We start from the raw sequence: 17,942 nt of genomic DNA, 5'->3' as shown, positions 1-17,942 counted from the left end.
GATTGGGAGGTTTCACAGGCGAAAGCCTCGTGAATGGGCACTCAACAAAAACAAAAAGCCCACAACCACAATAAAAATAAGAGCACACACTTTGGGGGAGCTTCGGCTCCCCCAGTAGCTTCTCCCTCCTGATGCATTCCTGCCACTTCACGTCGCGTCCTACACCATCCTTCGACTAAATGCTAGAATCCCCGCCCATCGTGCGGCCATTCTCCATTTTTGGCCGAATATTCCTTCAAACAGTGCATCCCATGCTGAAGAAGCTGTTCCAGTCATTGCGTTCCCCTCTGCGGCCACCGCAGCAACACTTCCGTACCACGCCTGAAGTGCTCAACAGCAGCCAGCATTCGCTGCAACGAGGCCAATTCAGCCGTTACGCGGTCAATATCGTCGAGCGCCTGCAAACCGCCGGCTACCAGGCTTATCTGGTCGGTGGCTGTGTCCGCGACCTGATGCTGAACATTGAACCCAAGGACTTCGACGTCGCCACCAGCGCCACGCCGGAACAGGTTCGCGCTGAATTCCGCAACGCGCGGATCATCGGTCGCCGCTTCAAACTGGTCCATATCCACTTCGGTCGCGAGATCATCGAAGTGGCGACCTTTCGCGCCAATCATCCCCAGGATGACGAAGAAGAGGACAGCAACCAGTCCTCGCGCAATGAAAGCGGACGCATCCTGCGCGATAACGTCTACGGCACCCTGGAAGAAGACGCGCAACGCCGCGACTTCACCATCAATGCCCTGTATTACGACCCGGTCACCGAGCGCGTGCTCGATTACGCCAATGGCGTGCACGACATTCGCAATCGCCTGATCCGTCTGATCGGCGATCCGCAGCAACGCTACAAGGAAGACCCGGTGCGCATGCTGCGTGCCGTGCGCTTCGCTGCCAAGCTGGATTTCGGTATCGAGAAACACAGCACCACGCCGATCCGCCCGCTGGCACCGATGCTGCGGGATATCCCGGCGGCGCGTCTGTTCGAAGAAGTGCTCAAGCTCTTCCTCTCCGGTTACGCCGAGCCTGTGTTCGAGATGCTGGTCGACCTCGAGTTGTTCGAACCGCTGTTCCCGGCCAGCTCCAAGGCCCTGGAATACAACCCGACCTACACCCACACGCTGATCAGCCAGGCCTTGATCAACACCGATCTGCGCATCAAGCAAAACAAACCGGTAACTCCGGCATTCCTGTTTGCCGCCCTGTTGTGGCCTGCCCTGCCCGCCAAGGTCCTGCGTCTGCAGGAACGCGGCATGCCGCCAATCGCGGCCATGCAGGAAGCCGCCCACGACCTGATCATCGAGCAGTGCCAGCGCATCGCGATTCCGAAGCGCTTCACCCTGCCGATCCGGGAAATCTGGGACATGCAGGAACGCCTGCCACGTCGTTCCGGCAAGCGTGCCGACCTACTGCTGGACAACTCCCGCTTCCGCGCCGGTTACGACTTTCTGTTGCTGCGCGAAGCCGCCGGCGAACAGACCGACGGCCTGGGCGACTGGTGGACCGCGTATCAGGATGCCAACGACAGCGAACGCCGCAACATGATCCGCGATCTGAGCAACAAGCCCGAAGGCACCGGCCCGGCACCACGCAAGCGTCGACGCAGCCCGGGCAAGCGCAAGGGCAGCAGTGAAGCGTCGAACGTCGCAGGCGAGTGACCTTGATGGAACGCGTCTATATAGGCCTGGGCAGCAACCTGACCGATCCCGCCGAGCAATTGCGCAATGCCATCAAGGCCATGGCGCAATTGCCCGACACGCAGTTGGCGGCGGTCTCGTCTTTCTATATCAGTGACTCGCTGCTGCCCGGCCAGCCTCGCTACACCAATGCCGTGGCGGCACTGGACACGACACTGGCGCCCTTGACGCTGCTCGATGCCCTGCAAGGCATCGAACTGGATCAGGGTCGTGAACGCCATGAACGCTGGGGCCCGCGCACCCTGGACCTGGATATCCTGGTATTCGGCAATCGCCTGATCGATGAGCCGCGCCTGAAAGTGCCGCACTATCATATGCAGGCCCGCGCCTTCGTGCTCTACCCCCTTGCCGAACTCGCCCCCGACCTGCAACTGGCCGACGGCCGTGCGCTGGAGCAGTTGCTCGCGGCCTGTCCATTCGAAGGCCTCGAGCGTCTGCCTGCCAGCGCCTGATTGCCGGGTGTCACCCATCACACGTCAGCCGTAACACATCAGCCGTAACACACCCGAATATCTGGTAACACCTGCAATTGACTTCATGCCCCCTCCTCACGAAGATAGGCGTCCCGTTGCTTATGACGAGTAAATGGGCGCAAAGCAGGCTGTAATTAACACCGCACAACGACGGCGTGCCTGCCTCAGACAGAATGAATCTACAGTTCACAGCGCCTGACCGAGGACTTTTCCATGCCAGAGATAACCGTTACGTCGTTGCAGGCCCTCAAGCAAAAAGGTGAAAAAATCACCATGCTGACCTGCTACGACGCAACATTCGCCCACGCCGCCAGCCAGGCCGGGGTCGAGGTGTTGTTGGTCGGCGATTCGCTGGGCATGGTGCTGCAAGGCCATGACAGCACCCTGCCCGTCACCACCGCCGAGATGGCCTACCACGTTGCCAGTGTCAAACGCGGCAACCAGGGCGCCATGATCCTCGCCGACCTGCCGTTCATGGCTTACGCCACCCTCGAACAGACCTTCGCCAACAGCGCCGCCCTGATGCAGGCCGGTGCGCACATGGTCAAAGTCGAAGGCGCGGCCTGGCTGACGGAATCGATCCGCCTGCTCGCCGAGCGCGGCATCCCGGTCTGCGCCCACATGGGCCTGACCCCGCAGTCGGTGAATGTCCTCGGCGGCTACAAAGTCCAGGGACGTGCCGAATCCCAGGCGCGGCAAATGCGTGCCGATGCCATCACCATCGAGCAGGCTGGCGCGGCCATGATCCTGCTGGAGTGCGTGCCAAGCGAACTCGCCGAGGAAATCACCCACGCGGTGAAAATCCCGGTGATCGGCATCGGCGCCGGCAGCGCCACCGACGGCCAGGTATTGGTGCTGCATGACATGCTCGGTCTGTCGATCAGCGGCCGCGTACCCAAGTTCGTCAGAAACTTCATGATTGGCCAGACGGATATCCAGTCGGCCCTCCAGGCTTATGTCGCGGCTGTCAAAGACGCCAGCTTCCCGGCCCCTGAACACGGATTCTCGGCATGAACACAGTCAAAACGGTCCGCGAGCTGCGCGCCGCCGTCGCCCGCGCACGCAGCGAAGGCAAGCGCATCGGTCTGGCACCGACCATGGGCAACCTGCACAGCGGACATGCCGCACTGATCACCAAGGCCGCCCAGCGCGCCGACTTCGTGGTGGCGACGATTTTCGTCAACCCGCTGCAATTCGGCCCCAACGAAGACCTGGCGACCTACCCGCGCACCCTCGCCGCCGACCAGGAAAAACTCCTTCAGGCCGGTTGCCACCTGCTGTTCACCCCTACCGTGGAAGAAATGTACCCCCACGGCATGAACGACCAGACCATCGTCAGCGTGCCAGTACTCTCCGAAGGCCTTTGCGGCGCCAGCCGTCCCGGCCATTTCGATGGCGTGGCCACGGTGGTCAGCAAGCTGTTCAACATGGTCCAGCCTGACCTGGCGGTGTTCGGCGAAAAAGATTTCCAGCAACTGACGGTCATCCGCGCCCTGGTGCGGGACCTGAACATGCCGATCCAGATCATTGGTGAGCCGACGGTGCGTGATACCGACGGCCTGGCCCTGTCGTCGCGCAATGGCTACCTGACGCCAGAGCAGCGCGCCGTCGCGCCAACCCTGTATCAGGTCATTACTCGCATTGGTGCGGCCATTCGCGGCGGCGACCGCGATTTCGCCCGACTGCTAGAGACCGGCAAGCGCGACCTCCAGGCCCGGGGCTTGCGTCCGGACTACCTGGAAGTCCGCGAGGCCGCGCAATTGCGCCCCGCCACGGCCGAAGACACTGATCTGGTGATACTCGCCGCCGCCTTCCTCGGCACCACGCGTCTGATCGACAACCTGCACCTGACCAAGGACTAACACGATCCATGCACACCATCATGCTCAAAGCCAAGCTGCACCGTGCAGAAGTGACCCACGCGGTGCTCGACTACGAAGGCTCTTGCGCCATCGACGGCGACTGGCTGGACCTGTCAGGCATACGCGAGTACGAACAGATCCAGATCTACAACGTCGACAACGGCGAGCGCTTTACCACCTACGCTATTCGTGGTGAAGCCGGTTCGCGCATGATATCGGTCAACGGCGCTGCTGCGCATAAGGCAAAAGTCGGTGATCGGGTGATCATCTGTGCCTATGCTCAGTACTCCGACGCAGAGCTGGTCGATTTCAAGCCGCGCATGCTGTACATGTCGCCGGGAAATGAACTTAGCCATACCAGCAATGCCATACCGGTACAGTTTGCGTAACGACAGGTTCACAGGCCGGATCACCACATTGTGTGAAAAAGTACCGAGCCCAGGTAAAGCGAGGCGCAGACAGGACGACACGCAGGGTTTAGGCTGCTGCGTGTGCCTGATTGGCCCGACTCGCTTCAATGTCCAAGGCAGTTCCCCGTACAAGGAAACCCGCAGCGATGGCGTACTACCGCACTCCTTCCGACGTTACCGCTCTGCCAGCCTGGCAGGCGTTGCTCCAACACCGCGAAAGCATGCAGAACTTCAGCATGCGCGAGGCCTTCAACGCAGACCCGCAGCGTTTCAGTCAATTCACCCTCAGTAGCTGCGGGCTGTTCCTCGATTACTCGAAAAACCTGATCAACGCCGAAACCCGTTCACTGTTGGTGAACCTGGCCAATGAAGTGGGCCTCAAGGACGCCATCAAGGCGCAGTACGACGGCGAACTGGTCAATGCTTCCGAAGGCCGTCCGGCCTTGCACACCGCACTGCGCCGCCCGGTAGGCGACAAGCTGCTGGTCAAAGGCGTCGATGTGATGCCGGAAGTGCACAAGGTCCTTAACCAGATGACCGATCTGGTCGGGCGCATCCACGATGGCCTGTGGCGCGGCTACAGCGAGAAACCGATTACCGACGTGGTCAATATCGGCATCGGCGGCTCGTTCCTCGGCCCTGAGCTGGTCTCCGAAGCGCTGTTGTCCTACGCCCAGAAAGGCGTGCGCTGCCACTACCTCGCCAATATCGACGGCAGTGAGTTCCACGAGCTGACCATGAAGCTGCGTGCCGAGACGACGCTGTTCATCGTTTCGTCGAAAACCTTCAGCACTCTGGAAACCCTCAAGAACGCCACGGCAGCTCGTGCCTGGTACCTGGCGCAGGGCGGTTCCGAGGCGGAGCTGTACAAGCACTTCATCGCCGTATCGAGCAACAACGCTGCTGCGGTGGCGTTCGGCATCCGCGAAGAGAACATCTTCCCGATGTGGGACTGGGTTGGCGGTCGTTACTCGCTGTGGTCGGCCATTGGTCTGCCGATTGCCCTGGCCATCGGCATGTCCAACTTCAAGGAACTGCTGTCCGGTGCCTACACCATGGACCAGCATTTCCAGAGCGCGCCGTTCGAACAGAACATGCCGGTGCTGCTGGGCCTGCTGGGCGTCTGGTACGGCAACTTCTGGGGCGCGCAGAGCCACGCGATCCTGCCGTACGACCACTACCTGCGCAACATCACCAAGCACTTGCAGCAACTGGACATGGAATCCAACGGCAAGAGCGTGCGCCAGGATGGTACACCGGTGTCCACCGATACCGGCCCGGTCATCTGGGGCGGCGTGGGTTGCAACGGCCAGCATGCCTACCACCAGCTCCTGCATCAGGGCACCCAACTGATTCCGGCCGACTTCATCGTGCCGATTGTCAGCTTCAACCCGGTCTCCGATCATCACCAGTGGCTGTACGCCAACTGCCTGTCACAAAGCCAGGCACTGATGCTCGGCAAGACCCGCGCCGAGGCCGAAGCCGAGCTGCGCGACAAGGGCATGCCGGAAGATCAGGTGCAGAAGCTTGCCGTGCACAAGGTCATTCCGGGCAACCGCCCGAGCAACACCCTGGTGGTCGAACGCATCAGCCCGCGTCGCCTCGGCGCCCTGGTGGCGATGTACGAACACAAGGTCTTCGTCCAGAGTGTGGTCTGGGGCATCAACGCCTTCGACCAGTGGGGCGTGGAGTTGGGCAAGGAACTGGGCAAGGGCGTCTATCAACGCCTGACCGGCGGCATCGAAGAGCCTGCCGATGATGCTTCCACACAGGGCCTGATCAACTACTTCCGCGGTCGTCATCGCGGCTGATCCCGCCTTTGCGTCAGACAAACCCGCCGTACTCGCAAGAGACGGCGGGTTTTTCTTGCCCGTACACTTGTATCGTCACCACAAGCGGGGCATGGTCAGGCGGTGTCTGCTGTAACAAAACCGAGAATCCATGGAATTCATTCGTCGTCGCATTGAAACCCAGGTCATGAGCCTGACCGGCCTGGCTCTGGGCCAGCTGGATCTGGAAAACCCCAAGGGCGACCCCGGACTCTATGGGCCTGACGCCATCTGCTGGCAGGTCCATGGTGACTTTCCCAGCATGCTGACCGGTGGCATCAGCGCCCTGCTCCTGCAAATGCTTCACCCCTTGGCTTTGGCCGGGGTATGGGACCACTCGAATTTTCGCCAGGACATGCTCGGCCGCCTGCGCCGCACCGGCCAGTTCATTTCCGGCACCACCTTCGGCTCGACTCAAGATGCCAACTGGCTGATCGATAAGGTGCGCACCATCCACCTGCAAGTGGTCGGCACTGCGCCAGACGGTCGGCCTTATGCCGCCAGCGATCCTGACCTGCTGACCTGGGTGCATGTCGCTGAGGTGAGCAGCTTTCTCGCCGCACATTTGCGCTACCTCAACCCGCACCTGTCACTGGCCGATCAGGACCGTTACTACGCCGAAACCGCTCTGGTGGCCGAACGCCTGGGCGCCAGGAACATTCCCCGCTCACGAGAAGCCGTGGCCGAATACCTGCAACGCCTGCGCCCGCAATTGCTCTGCAACGAGCGCAGCCACACAGTGCTGAGCCTGCTCCTCGACGCGCCAGCGCCGAGCCGCATGGCCAAACCAGTGGGCAACCTGATGATGCAGGGCGGCATCGATCTGCTGCCGGACTGGGCCCGGGACATGTTCGGCATCCAGCAGAGCACCCTGCAACGCCGCCTGATCCGCACCGGCGTGCACACCGTCGCCCCAGTACTGCGCTGGTCGGTACGCAACGCCTCGGTCCACCGGGCCAAACGGCGCATGGGCCTGTTGTAACGGTCGATTGGAACCTCGTCCCCCATCTGTGCCAACATGCGCTCCTTCGTTTCCTGCGATCAGGGCCGGTTGTCTGTTGCCCGTCGCCTCCCCCAAGAACAATGAGGAACCGTGCCATGCAAGACGTTGTTATCGTTGCCGCCACCCGTACCGCAGTCGGCAGTTTCCAGGGTTCCCTGGCGAATATTCCGGCCGTTGATCTGGGCGCTGCGGTTATCCGCCAGTTGCTGGCGCAGACCGGCCTGGAGGGTGCGCAAGTCGATGAAGTGATCATGGGTCAGGTGCTGACCGCCGGTGCGGGGCAAAACCCTGCACGTCAGGCTGCGATCAAGGCCGGTCTGCCGTTCTCGGTACCGGCCATGACCCTGAACAAAGTCTGCGGCTCGGGCCTCAAGGCCCTGCACCTGGGCGCCCAGGCGATCCGTTGTGGCGATGCCGAGGTGATCATTGCCGGCGGTCAGGAAAACATGAGCCTGTCCAACTACGTCATGCCCGGCGCTCGCACCGGCCTGCGCATGGGCCACAGCAGCGTGATCGACACCATGATCAGCGACGGTCTGTGGGACGCCTTCAACGACTATCACATGGGTATTACGGCCGAAAACCTGTCGGAAAAATTCGACATCAGCCGTGAGGCGCAAGATGCCTTCGCCGCAGCCTCTCAGCAGAAAGCCTGCGCCGCCATTGAAGCCGGGCGTTTCGTCGATGAAATCACCCCGATCCTGATCCCTCAGCGCAAAGGCGACCCGGTGTCCTTCGCCACCGACGAACAGCCCCGCGCAGGCACTACCGCCGAATCCCTGAGCAAGTTAAAGCCTGCCTTCAAGAAAGACGGCACCGTGACCGCGGGCAACGCTTCATCGCTCAATGACGGCGCTGCTGCGGTAATTCTGATGAGCGCGGCCAAGGCCGAACAATTGGGCCTGCCGGTACTGGCGCGCATCGCCGCCTACGCCAACGCGGGTGTCGATCCGGCCATCATGGGCATCGGCCCGGTCAGCGCTACCCGTCGCTGCCTGGACAAGGCTGGCTGGACCCTCGAGCAACTGGACCTGATCGAAGCCAACGAAGCCTTCGCCGCACAATCACTGTCGGTGGGCAAGGAACTGGGCTGGGACCAGGCCAAGGTCAACGTCAACGGCGGCGCCATCGCCATCGGCCACCCGATCGGTGCATCGGGCTGCCGCGTATTGGTCACGCTGTTGCATGAAATGATCAAGCGTGATGCCAGGAAAGGTCTGGCGACCTTGTGTATCGGTGGCGGCCAGGGTGTAGCGTTGGCCTTGGCTCGTTAACCCCTGCAGCGCTCTTGCGCTGCAAACACAACGGTGGGACCGGCTTCAGCCGGGAATACGCCTTCCCGGCTAAAGCCGGTCCCACATTGGGTATACATTTACGGTAATACAGCGGTGTGTCGCGAACACAGCGCTACCCCTTAACTGCTAAACTGCGGCGCCCATTTCCAGCCCAAGGCGCCAAGCATGCTTCCCCTGATCCACTCGCTCAGCGTCGCCCTCGATAACCGTCAGGTCCTGCTTGCCGAACTGCATCAGCAGGGTACGGACTGCTATCGGCTGTTCCATGGCAGCCAGGAAGGCGCCAGCGGCCTGACCCTCGATCGTTACGGCCCGCAACTGCTGGTGCAGAGCTTTCATACCCGGTTGGAAAGGGATGATCTGTTGGCGCTGCATGCTCACGTCAATGCCCACCTGGACCTGGAACTGCTGCTGGTCTACAACGATCGCTCCCAGGGTAATTCGCGTATCGACCGTGAAGACACGGTGTACAAGGCCGATGCCGAGGCGCTGCAAGACCTGGTCGGCCATGAGTGGGGCCTGAACTACCGGGTACGCGGCCGCCATCCGGGCCAGGATCCGCTGCTGTTCCTCGACCTGCGCAACACCCGTGGCTGGGTCAAGCAGCACAGTCAGGGCAAAAGCGTGCTGAACCTGTTCGCCTATACCTGCGGCGTCGGCCTGAGTGCGGCGGCCGGCGGCGCCAGGGAAGTCTGCAACCTGGACTTCGCCGAGGGCAATCTGGCGGTGGGCAAGGAAAACGGCGCGCTCAACCCCGAACTGCCGACGATGCAGTTCATCCAGTCCGATTACTTTCCGGCGATCCGCCAACTGGCCGGGCTGCCGATCACTCAGCGTCGTGGTCACAAGCTGCCCGCCTACGTGCGCCTGGAGCAACGCCAGTACGACCTGGTATTGCTTGACCCTCCGGCCTGGGCCAAGAGCGCCTTCGGCACAGTGGACCTGCTGCGCGACTATCAGAGCCTGCTCAAGCCCGCGTTACTGGCCACTGCAGATAACGGCGTACTGATCTGCTGCAACAATCTGGCGAAGGTCAGCATGGACGACTGGCGCGAGCAAGTCCTGCGCTGCGCAACCAAGCTTGGCAGGCCCGTGCGCGACTGGCAGCTCATGACACCGGCTGACGACTTTCCGTCATTGGATCAGCAACCGCCTCTCAAGACCTTGATTCTGCAACTGTGATATCGCTCGGCTTCGCGGGAATCTTCCTACAAGCTTTGCAGACGTCACATCTGGAACCACATTGCCGTGCCATACTCCAAGGACCTCCGAACCGAGAGAGTTGACGCCGCACATGCCCAAAGGATTGAAACGCAGCCTCGCTGTCCTGCTGACTGCCGTCGCCCTCTATACGCTTCTGGGATTTCTGATTCTGCCAGGCATCGCCTTGCGCGTGGTCAATCAACAGCTGGCGAAATACTCCACAGTCCCGGCCCGGCTCGAACGGCTGGAGCTCAATCCCTACAGTCTTGAACTGACGCTGTGGGGGCTGAATATCGGCACGCCCGGCAAGGAGCAGGTGGGCTTTGCCAAGCTCTATGCGAATCTGCAGGTGGACAGCCTCTGGACAGGCGCCCTGCACCTGGCAGATGTGGAACTGACCCAGCCCAAGACCGAGCTGCTGTTCGATAAACAAGGCAAGATGAACCTGGCGCAGCTATTCAAGTTGCCGCCCGGCGAGCCAACCCCGGAGCAACCTGCGAGCAAGCCGTTTCCGGTGCGCGTCGACACGATCAAGCTGGCTGATGGCTACGTCCGTTTTCAGGATCAGCGCCCCAGCGAACCTATCGAATTCCTCTACGACAAACTCAATCTGGAGCTGAAACATCTCAGCACCCTGCCAGAAGACAACGCCGATATGACGCTGGTCGCGGCCGGGCCGGACGGTGGTCAGATCGACTGGGTCGGGCGTATCGGTCTGATCCCCATTACCTCCGAAGGCACCCTGAAGGTCACCGGCAACAAGATGAAGCTGTGGTGGCCTTATGTACGCGATGCGCTGCCGCTGGCTTTGGAGGACGGGGTACTGGATTTCAGCACCGCTTACTCGCTCAACCTGTCCAAGGGCACTGAACTGAAGCTGACCGACACCCAACTCGGCGTCGCCTCCCTGGCCCTCAAGACCCCTGATGGCCGCCCTCTGGTACGCCTGCAAAGCCTGAATGTCAGTGACACTTCGATCGACCTGGTCAAGCAACTGGTCACCGTCGGCAAGATTCGCAGCAATAAACTCGAGACTTGGGCCGCCCGCGAGGCCGATGGCCAGCTCGATTGGCAGAAACTCTTCGCCGGGCAGCCAGCCAAGCCGGCAGCGAGCAAACCTGCCGTCGATGAGAAGGCCGGCGAGGCGCAAGCGTCGGCGACGGCACCCGCCCAGCCTGCGCAGCCGAGCAAGCCCTGGCAGGTGCTGTTACGCGACGTGCAATTGCGCGACTACCAGGTGCATCTGGCCGACCGCGTGCCGAAAGAGCCGGTCGCCCTGGACGTCGGTCCGCTGAACCTGGATCTGAAAGACTTCGACAGCCTGAATAAATCGCCCTTCACCCTCAAGCTCGATACCGGGCTGGGCAAGCAAGGCAAGATCACCGCCGCGGGCGAGGTCAACCTGAGCCCGGTGACCGCCAGGTTGCAGGTCTCCACCCAGGACATCGACCTGCGCGTAGCCCAGGCCTATATCAGCCCGTTCATCCGCCTGGAGTTGCGCAGCGGCATGCTCGGCAGCGATCTGGCGGTAGATCTGAAAAGTACCGAGCCTCTGGCCTTCGGCATCACCGGCAAGGCCCAGGTCAATCAGCTGCATACCCTGGACACGCTCAAGCAGCGCGACTTTCTCAAATGGCAGCAGCTCACTCTGGACGGCCTGAACTATCAGCACGGCGACAGCCTGACCATCGCCAAGGTCAACCTGGAGCAACCTTACGCCCGCTTCATGATCAACAATGACCGCACCACTAACGTCGATGACCTGTTGATCCCCCAGCCGCCGGAAAGCAAGAACGCACCCAAGGCCGCCCCCGCCAGCAACACCAAGCCCCTGGGGATCAAGATCGGTGCAATCAGCATCAATGACGGCTCGGCCAACTTCGCCGACTTCAGCCTGACGCCGAACTTCGCCACCGCCATTCAGCAGCTCAACGGCCAGATCGGCACCCTGGACAATCGCCAGTCGACCCCGGCCGCCGTGGACATCAAGGGCAAGGTGGACCGCTATGCGCCAGTGACCATCAAGGGCAGCCTTAACCCGTTCGATCCTTTGGCCAGCCTGGATATCGCCACCAGCTTCAAACGTGTCGAGCTGACCACCTTGACCCCCTACTCCGGCAAGTTCGCGGGCTACCGGATCCGTAAGGGCCGGTTGGACCTCGATCTGCATTACATGGTGACCAAGGGCCAGCTCAAGGCCGAGAACAAGGTGGTGGTCGAGCAACTGCAACTGGGTGAGAAAGTCGACAGCCCGGATGCCGTGGACCTGCCGATTCGCCTGGCCATCGCCCTGCTCAAGGACACGGACGGCAAGATCTCCATCGAGCTGCCGATCTCCGGCGATCTGAATAACCCGCAGTTCAGCGTCATGCCGATTGTCTGGCAGACCCTGCGCAATCTGGTGCTGCGCGCCGCCCAGGCGCCGTTCAAATTCATTGGCGGGCTGGTCAGCGGTGGCGGCTCGGAGGATCTGAGCAGTGTGTCGTTCGCCGCGGGCTCCAGCGAGCTGAGCCCACAGGCCCAAGGCGCTCTGGACAAGCTCTCGGCAGCCCTGAAAGAGCGTCCGACCCTGCGCCTGGAAATCGAAGGCACCAGCGCTGCCAGCACCGATGGCCCGCTGTTGGCTCAGGACCGACTGGAGCGGGAGTATCAGTACACCTATTACAAGATCCTGCAACGGCGCGGTGACAAGGTCCCGGCCAGGGCTGGCCTGCTGAACGTACCGGATAACGAAAAGGCGCCGATGCTCGACGGCATCTACCGCGACCAGCTCAAGCAGCAGCCGCCGGCGCAATGGGTCGATCTTGGCAAGGAAGAACGGCAGAACCAGCTGCGCAGCGCTGTGCTCAAGTTCTGGAGCAGCAACGAAGTGTTACTGCGCAAGTTGGGCCAGGACCGCGCCAGCAGCATCAAGGACTATCTGGTCGACAAGGGCAAACTGGCGGATGATCGCGTCTACTTCATCGACGCACGCCTGGGTGAGGCTGAATCCGACAAGCGTGTGGTCACTCCTCTGCATCTGGACAGTGAGTAATCCGATTTGACCCGCAAGACTTATCAGCGCGCCATGCTGCTGATCGCCTCCGCAAGCCTGTGCGCCCTGGCACAGGCCGACACCTTACGTTGCGGTACCCAACTGATCAGCGTGGGCGACAGGGCCTTCGAGGTGCAGCAAAAGTGCGGCATGCCGGTCAGCCAGGACCTGATCGGCACCAAGTCCACCTTCAGCCACTACCGCCAGCGTGATGAGGTGAAAGTCGAAGAGTGGATCTACGGGCCCAATAACGGCATGTATCAGTATCTGCGGTTCGAGGGTGGGCGGTTGGTGCGCATTGATAGTCGGCGCGGAGATTGACAGCAATTGATGCATTTGGCCCATTGCACAGCTCTGTGGGAGCGATGATTTGCGCCAGATGTAAAAAGGCCCCGACACAAGGTCGGGGCCAGCAATGCCCTTATCCAGGACTCAGGGCAAATGCTTGAACCTTACTCGGCTTTCAGGCCGTCAGCCGAAACAGCACGCACGCCTTTGATTTTCTTGGTGATGGCGACAGCGGTGTCTTTCTGAGCTTTGGTGATTGCTACAGTCGACGACAGGGAAACCACGCCTTTGTTGGTTTCTACCTTGATGTCAGTACCCGGGATGCCTTTCTCGGTAACCAGGTCGGATTTGACTTTGGTGGTGATCCAGGTGTCCGAAGTCTCTTCCTTGGCTTTGGTCACTTCACCGGCAGCGAGAACCATCGGCTTTTGAGTCGGAGCAGCCGTGTCGGCAAACGCAGCGTTTGCCAGGGTCAGCGTCAGGGCGGTGGCAGTAGCAGCAGCGATAGCGAACTTCTTCATGGGGTAACTCCTGTTTTTCTTCAAGATCTGCGCCAGTATCAATCGTGGCAGCAGGGTTACCGTTACTATCGCAATCGCTGTGCCAACTCGTTTTTAAAATTAAATCGTTATAAATCAATAGCTTATAAAACTAAAAATCTCACTCAATCGTGCAGATTGCCCGTTCGCCCGTCTGCGCACATGCAACTTGCATGTGTATCAAAATCAGCAAAAAGTTCCCCCCTGGTTTTTTCCTGCGCCCACGAAAAAGGGCCCCGAAGGGCCCTTCTCGTAACATCCAGGTACGGGGGGTGATTAAACGCCCGATGCCTTGGCTGCTGCGACGTCTTTGATCGACAGCTTGATACGGCCGCGGTTGTCCACGTCCAGTACCAGTACTTCAACTTCCTGGCCTTCTTTCAGGATGTCGGTGACTTTCTCTACGCGAGCGTCGCTCAGCATCGAGATGTGCACCAGACCGTCCTTGCCAGGCAGGATGTTGACGAATGCGCCGAAGTCGACGATGCGCTCAACCTTACCGACGTAGATCTTGCCGATCTCCGCTTCAGCGGTGATACCCAGAACGCGCTGACGTGCTGCCTCAGCCGCTTCCTTGGATTCGCCGAAGATCTTGATGGAGCCGTCGTCTTCGATGTCGATCGAAGCCTTGGTCTCTTCACAGATGGCACGGATGGTGGCGCCGCCTTTACCGATGACGTCACGGATCTTGTCGGTGTCGATCTTCATGGCGATCATGGTCGGAGCATTTTCCGACAGTTCGCTACGGGACTGACCGATGATCTGGTTCATCTGACCGAGGATGTTCAGGCGAGCTTCCAGGGCCTGGCCCAGGGCGATCTCCATGATTTCTTCGGTGATGCCCTTGATCTTGATGTCCATCTGCAGCGCAGTAACACCCTTGGCGGTACCGGCTACCTTGAAGTCCATGTCGCCCAGGTGGTCTTCGTCACCCAGGATGTCGGTCAGGATGGCGAACTTCTCGCCTTCTTTAACCAGGCCCATGGCGATACCGGCAACCGGTGCCTTCATCGGCACGCCAGCGTCCATCAGAGCCAGGGAAGCGCCGCAGACCGAAGCCATGGAGCTGGAACCGTTGGACTCGGTGATTTCCGACACTACACGGATGGTGTACGGGAATACGTCGGCAGCAGGCAGCATGGCCTGGACCGAACGACGAGCCAGACGGCCGTGACCGATTTCACGGCGACCAGCGCCGCCCATGCGACCACACTCGCCCACCGAGAACGGAGGGAAGTTGTAGTGCAGCATGAAGGGGTCTTTTTTCTCGCCTTCAAGGGTATCGAGCAGCTGTGCGTCACGCGCGGTACCCAGGGTGGCAACGACCAGCGCCTGAGTCTCGCCACGGGTGAACAGTGCCGAACCGTGAGTCTTCGGCAGAACACCGACTTCGATGTTCAGCGGGCGTACAGTGCGGGTGTCGCGACCGTCGATACGTGGCTTGCCGTTGACGATGTTTTCGCGAACGGTGCGGTATTCGATTTCGCCGAACGCCGCTTTGACTTCGCTGGCCGACGGGCTGCCGTCTTCAACAGCCAGCTTGGCAACGATCTGATCTTTCAACTCACCCAGGCGAGCGTAACGATCGGCCTTGACGGTGATGGTGTAGGCCTGGGAGATCGCGTCGCCGAATTCGGCACGGATGGCGCCCAGCAGCGCGGTGGCTTCCGGCTTGGCTTCCCAGGTCCAGGTAGGCTTGGCCGCTTCGGCAGCCAGCTCTTTGACGGCTTTGATCACCGACTGGAATTCATCGTGGGCGAACAGTACGGCGCCCAGCATCTGGTCTTCGGTCAGCTCTTTGGCTTCCGATTCAACCATCAGTACGGCTTCTTCGGTACCGGCAACGACCATGTCCAGGCTCGACGCCTTGAGTTGCTCGTAAGTCGGGTTCAGCAGGTAGCCGGTGCTTTCATGGAAAGCAACGCGAGCGGCGCCGATCGGGCCGTCGAACGGAATACCGGAGATGGCCAGGGCAGCCGAAGTACCGATCATCGCAGCGATGTCCGGATCGGTTTTCTTGCTGGTGGAAACGACTGTGCAGACAACCTGCACTTCGTTCATGAAGCCTTCAGGGAACAGCGGGCGGATCGGACGGTCGATCAGACGCGAGGTCAGGGTCTCTTTCTCGGAAGGACGGCCTTCGCGCTTGAAGAAGCCACCAGGGATCTTGCCCGCAGCGTAGGTTTTTTCCTGATAGTGCACGGAAAGGGGGAAGAAGCCTTTGCTTGGGTCGGCTGTCTTGGCGCCGACCACAGTCACGAGAACGGTGACATCATCGTCAACGGTGACCAATACAGCGCCAGAGGCTTGACGGGCAATACGGCCAGTCTCGAGGGTTACGGTCGATTGACCGAATTGAAACTTTTTGATTACCGGGTTCACGGTTTCCTACCTTCTTTGTGGCTCTTGGGGGAACTGGTTTCTTGCGAATTCTTGGGCAGCGAGGGGAATCGGACCCTTCGGCAGTCCAGATAAAACTAGAGGCTGGGAGCCTGCCGGAACCACCGGTAAACCGACGGATCGCGACAGACAACCAACCTCTTACCGCATCGTTATTAGCGACGCAGACCCAGACGACCGATCAGGGCGCTGTAACGGCTAACGTCCTTACCTTTCAGGTAATCCAGCAGCTTGCGACGCTGGTTTACCATACGGATCAGACCACGACGCGAGTGGTGGTCCTTACCGTTGGCCTTGAAGTGGCCTTGCAGTTTGTTGATGTTGGCGGTCAGCAGTGCAACTTGCACTTCTGGCGAACCAGTATCACCAACAGCTTGCTGGTAGTCGGTTACGATCTGAGCTTTTTCTTCAACGCTGAGTGCCATGTGGGCATTCCTTTATCAAGAAACCGCTCCGAAGAGACGGTTTCAACAGGCCGAGGGCAAACCCTCGTATTAAAAAGTGAGATATGACCGTGCCTGTTGACAGCCATCCTCGTACCCGGGCCATTCGCATGGCCTGGGGTTCGGTCATTCTGACCGAATCAAGCGACGTGGCGCGATCCGCCCGTCTTCACTGACTTCACCGATACCGATGAAGCGTCCTTCATGATCTTGCACCCGAACCATGCCCGACTGCGGCGCGTCCGGTGCTCTTACTGCCTGGCCATGCAGCCAGTAGAACGAACTGTGCTCGGAAAACTGCAACAGCGGCCAGTGTAGCAACCCGCTGTCGGAAGGCATGAGAAATTGGTCAATGGCTTCATTGCCACCTTCGGCATGCACACGTTCCAGCTCTTCCAGGGTCACTGTCTGGGCCAGGTTGAATGGTCCCGCTTGTGTGCGACGCAACTGCGCTACATAAGCACCACAACCCAGTTTTTCACCAATATCTTCGACCAGCGTGCGGATATAGGTGCCTTTGCTGCAATCGACAGCCAAACGGGCGGTCTCGCCTTCACAGGCCAGCAATTCCAGGCGCGCAATAGTAACAGAACGCGCCTCGCGCTCCACCACTTCCCCGGCCCGGGCCAGCTTGTAAAGGGGCTGTCCGTCACGCTTGAGAGCCGAGTACATAGGCGGTATCTGACTGATTTCGCCCCGGAAAGACGGTAATACCGCTTCAATATCGGCACGACCAACGGTCACCGGACGAACCTGCAAAACGTCACCTTCCGCGTCGGCGGTGGTGGTGGTCTTGCCCAGTTGCATCAGGGTTTCGTAGCCTTTGTCGGAATCGAGCAGGTATTGCGAGAACTTGGTCGCCTCACCGAAGCACAGGGGCAAGACGCCCGTGGCCAGTGGATCGAGGCTACCGGTATGCCCGGCCTTCTCTGCATTAAGCAGCCAGCGCACCTTCTGCAAGGCGGCGTTGGAGGTGAAGCCCAGGGGCTTGTCGAGCAGGATGATTCCACTGACGTTGCGGCGTATACGCTTGACCTGAGCCACGCCTTACTCCTCAGTACCGTCTGGCTTTTCAGCTTGCGGGTGCTGACCGTCTTCGGCTACCGCACGCTCGATCAACGCCGACAGGTGAGCACCACGCACGACGCTTTCGTCGTAGTGGAAGTGCAACTGAGGCACGCTGCGCAGCTTCATTTCACGGGCCAACTGCATACGCAGGAAGCCGGCGGCGGAGTTCAGCACCTTGATCGACTGGGCGATGTCTTCGGCGCTGTCCTGCCCCATCACGGTGATGAAGATCTTGGCGTGGCCGACGTCACGGCTGACGTCGACCGCAGTGATGGTCACCAGGCCTACGCGCGGGTCTTTTACTTCGCGACGGATCAGCTGGGCCAGCTCGCGCTGCATCTGATCGCCGATACGTTGGGTACGGCTGTATTCTTTTGCCATGTCTTGTTACCTGTCACTGA

Annotated in this window: 16 protein-coding genes; 11 read left to right on the top strand and 5 right to left on the bottom strand. The window is 60.4% G+C overall.

Features of this window, described 5'->3' with window-relative positions; all coding sequences use genetic code 11:
• Positions 1–251: 251 nt before the first annotated feature.
• The 11 genes from ACCD02_RS17155 (at position 252) to ACCD02_RS17105 (ending at position 13,124) form a co-directional block, all read left to right on the top strand.
• A complete protein-coding gene (locus ACCD02_RS17155; protein WP_413304095.1) occupies positions 252–1,655 on the top strand; it encodes a polynucleotide adenylyltransferase PcnB in 1,404 nt (467 codons plus the stop codon).
• A 5-nt stretch (positions 1,656–1,660) separates the two neighbouring features.
• On the top strand, positions 1,661–2,146 hold the full coding sequence (folK, locus tag ACCD02_RS17150) for a 2-amino-4-hydroxy-6-hydroxymethyldihydropteridine diphosphokinase (RefSeq protein WP_413304092.1): 486 nt from the start codon (positions 1,661–1,663) through the stop codon (positions 2,144–2,146).
• A 234-nt stretch (positions 2,147–2,380) separates the two neighbouring features.
• Positions 2,381–3,181, top strand: coding sequence for a 3-methyl-2-oxobutanoate hydroxymethyltransferase (gene panB / locus ACCD02_RS17145; protein WP_413304089.1), 801 nt, complete (start codon positions 2,381–2,383; stop codon positions 3,179–3,181).
• On the top strand, positions 3,178–4,029 hold the full coding sequence (panC, locus tag ACCD02_RS17140) for a pantoate--beta-alanine ligase (protein ID WP_413304086.1): 852 nt from the start codon (positions 3,178–3,180) through the stop codon (positions 4,027–4,029). The genes panB and panC overlap by 4 nt, the downstream gene beginning before the upstream one ends.
• An 8-nt stretch (positions 4,030–4,037) precedes the next feature.
• Positions 4,038–4,418 carry an aspartate 1-decarboxylase gene (gene panD, locus ACCD02_RS17135; RefSeq protein ID WP_259106727.1) on the top strand — a complete coding sequence of 127 codons (381 nt, stop codon included), beginning with the start codon at positions 4,038–4,040 and terminating at the stop codon, positions 4,416–4,418.
• 167 nt (positions 4,419–4,585) lie between these two features.
• Positions 4,586–6,250, top strand: a complete 1,665-nt coding sequence (pgi, locus tag ACCD02_RS17130; protein WP_413304082.1) for a glucose-6-phosphate isomerase — start codon at positions 4,586–4,588, stop codon at positions 6,248–6,250.
• Positions 6,251–6,380: 130 nt separating this feature from the next.
• On the top strand, positions 6,381–7,250 hold the full coding sequence (locus ACCD02_RS17125) for an oxygenase MpaB family protein (RefSeq protein ID WP_413304079.1): 870 nt from the start codon (positions 6,381–6,383) through the stop codon (positions 7,248–7,250).
• Between the two features lie 116 nt (positions 7,251–7,366).
• The gene (locus tag ACCD02_RS17120; protein ID WP_413304077.1) at positions 7,367–8,545 is read left to right on the top strand and encodes an acetyl-CoA C-acetyltransferase; all 1,179 of its coding nucleotides are present in this window, start codon (positions 7,367–7,369) and stop codon (positions 8,543–8,545) included.
• Positions 8,546–8,731: 186 nt separating this feature from the next.
• Positions 8,732–9,748 carry a class I SAM-dependent rRNA methyltransferase gene (locus ACCD02_RS17115; RefSeq protein WP_413304075.1) on the top strand — a complete coding sequence of 339 codons (1,017 nt, stop codon included), beginning with the start codon at positions 8,732–8,734 and terminating at the stop codon, positions 9,746–9,748.
• A 112-nt stretch (positions 9,749–9,860) separates the two neighbouring features.
• Positions 9,861–12,803 (top strand): DUF748 domain-containing protein, encoded by a 2,943-nt coding sequence (locus ACCD02_RS17110; RefSeq protein ID WP_413304072.1) that lies wholly within the window; start codon positions 9,861–9,863, stop codon positions 12,801–12,803.
• 33 nt (positions 12,804–12,836) lie between these two features.
• Positions 12,837–13,124 (top strand): DUF2845 domain-containing protein, encoded by a 288-nt coding sequence (locus ACCD02_RS17105; RefSeq protein WP_413304164.1) that lies wholly within the window; start codon positions 12,837–12,839, stop codon positions 13,122–13,124.
• A 131-nt stretch (positions 13,125–13,255) separates the two neighbouring features.
• Here ACCD02_RS17105 and ACCD02_RS17100 read toward each other — a convergent pair whose 3' ends face one another.
• The 5 genes from ACCD02_RS17100 to rbfA form a co-directional block, all read right to left on the bottom strand.
• On the bottom strand, positions 13,256–13,612 hold the full coding sequence (locus tag ACCD02_RS17100; RefSeq protein WP_413304069.1) for a BON domain-containing protein: 357 nt from the start codon (positions 13,610–13,612) through the stop codon (positions 13,256–13,258).
• A gap of 294 nt (positions 13,613–13,906) precedes the next feature.
• Positions 13,907–16,012: a polyribonucleotide nucleotidyltransferase gene (gene pnp / locus ACCD02_RS17095; RefSeq protein WP_413304066.1), complete on the bottom strand. Its 2,106-nt coding sequence runs from the start codon at positions 16,010–16,012 to the stop codon at positions 13,907–13,909.
• Between the two features lie 173 nt (positions 16,013–16,185).
• On the bottom strand, positions 16,186–16,455 hold the full coding sequence (rpsO, locus tag ACCD02_RS17090) for a 30S ribosomal protein S15 (protein WP_002555121.1): 270 nt from the start codon (positions 16,453–16,455) through the stop codon (positions 16,186–16,188).
• A 144-nt stretch (positions 16,456–16,599) separates the two neighbouring features.
• Complete coding sequence (gene truB / locus ACCD02_RS17085; RefSeq protein WP_413304061.1) at positions 16,600–17,517, bottom strand: tRNA pseudouridine(55) synthase TruB; 918 nt, start codon at positions 17,515–17,517, stop codon at positions 16,600–16,602.
• A 3-nt stretch (positions 17,518–17,520) separates the two neighbouring features.
• A complete protein-coding gene (gene rbfA / locus ACCD02_RS17080; RefSeq protein ID WP_259106687.1) occupies positions 17,521–17,922 on the bottom strand; it encodes a 30S ribosome-binding factor RbfA in 402 nt (133 codons plus the stop codon).
• Positions 17,923–17,942: the final 20 nt, after the last annotated feature.

The sequence above is a fragment of the Pseudomonas sp. Pseusp88 genome (genome assembly GCF_047303955.1).
GTDB lineage: Bacteria > Pseudomonadota > Gammaproteobacteria > Pseudomonadales > Pseudomonadaceae > Aquipseudomonas.
This window is presented reverse-complemented; position numbering and strand designations above follow the sequence as displayed.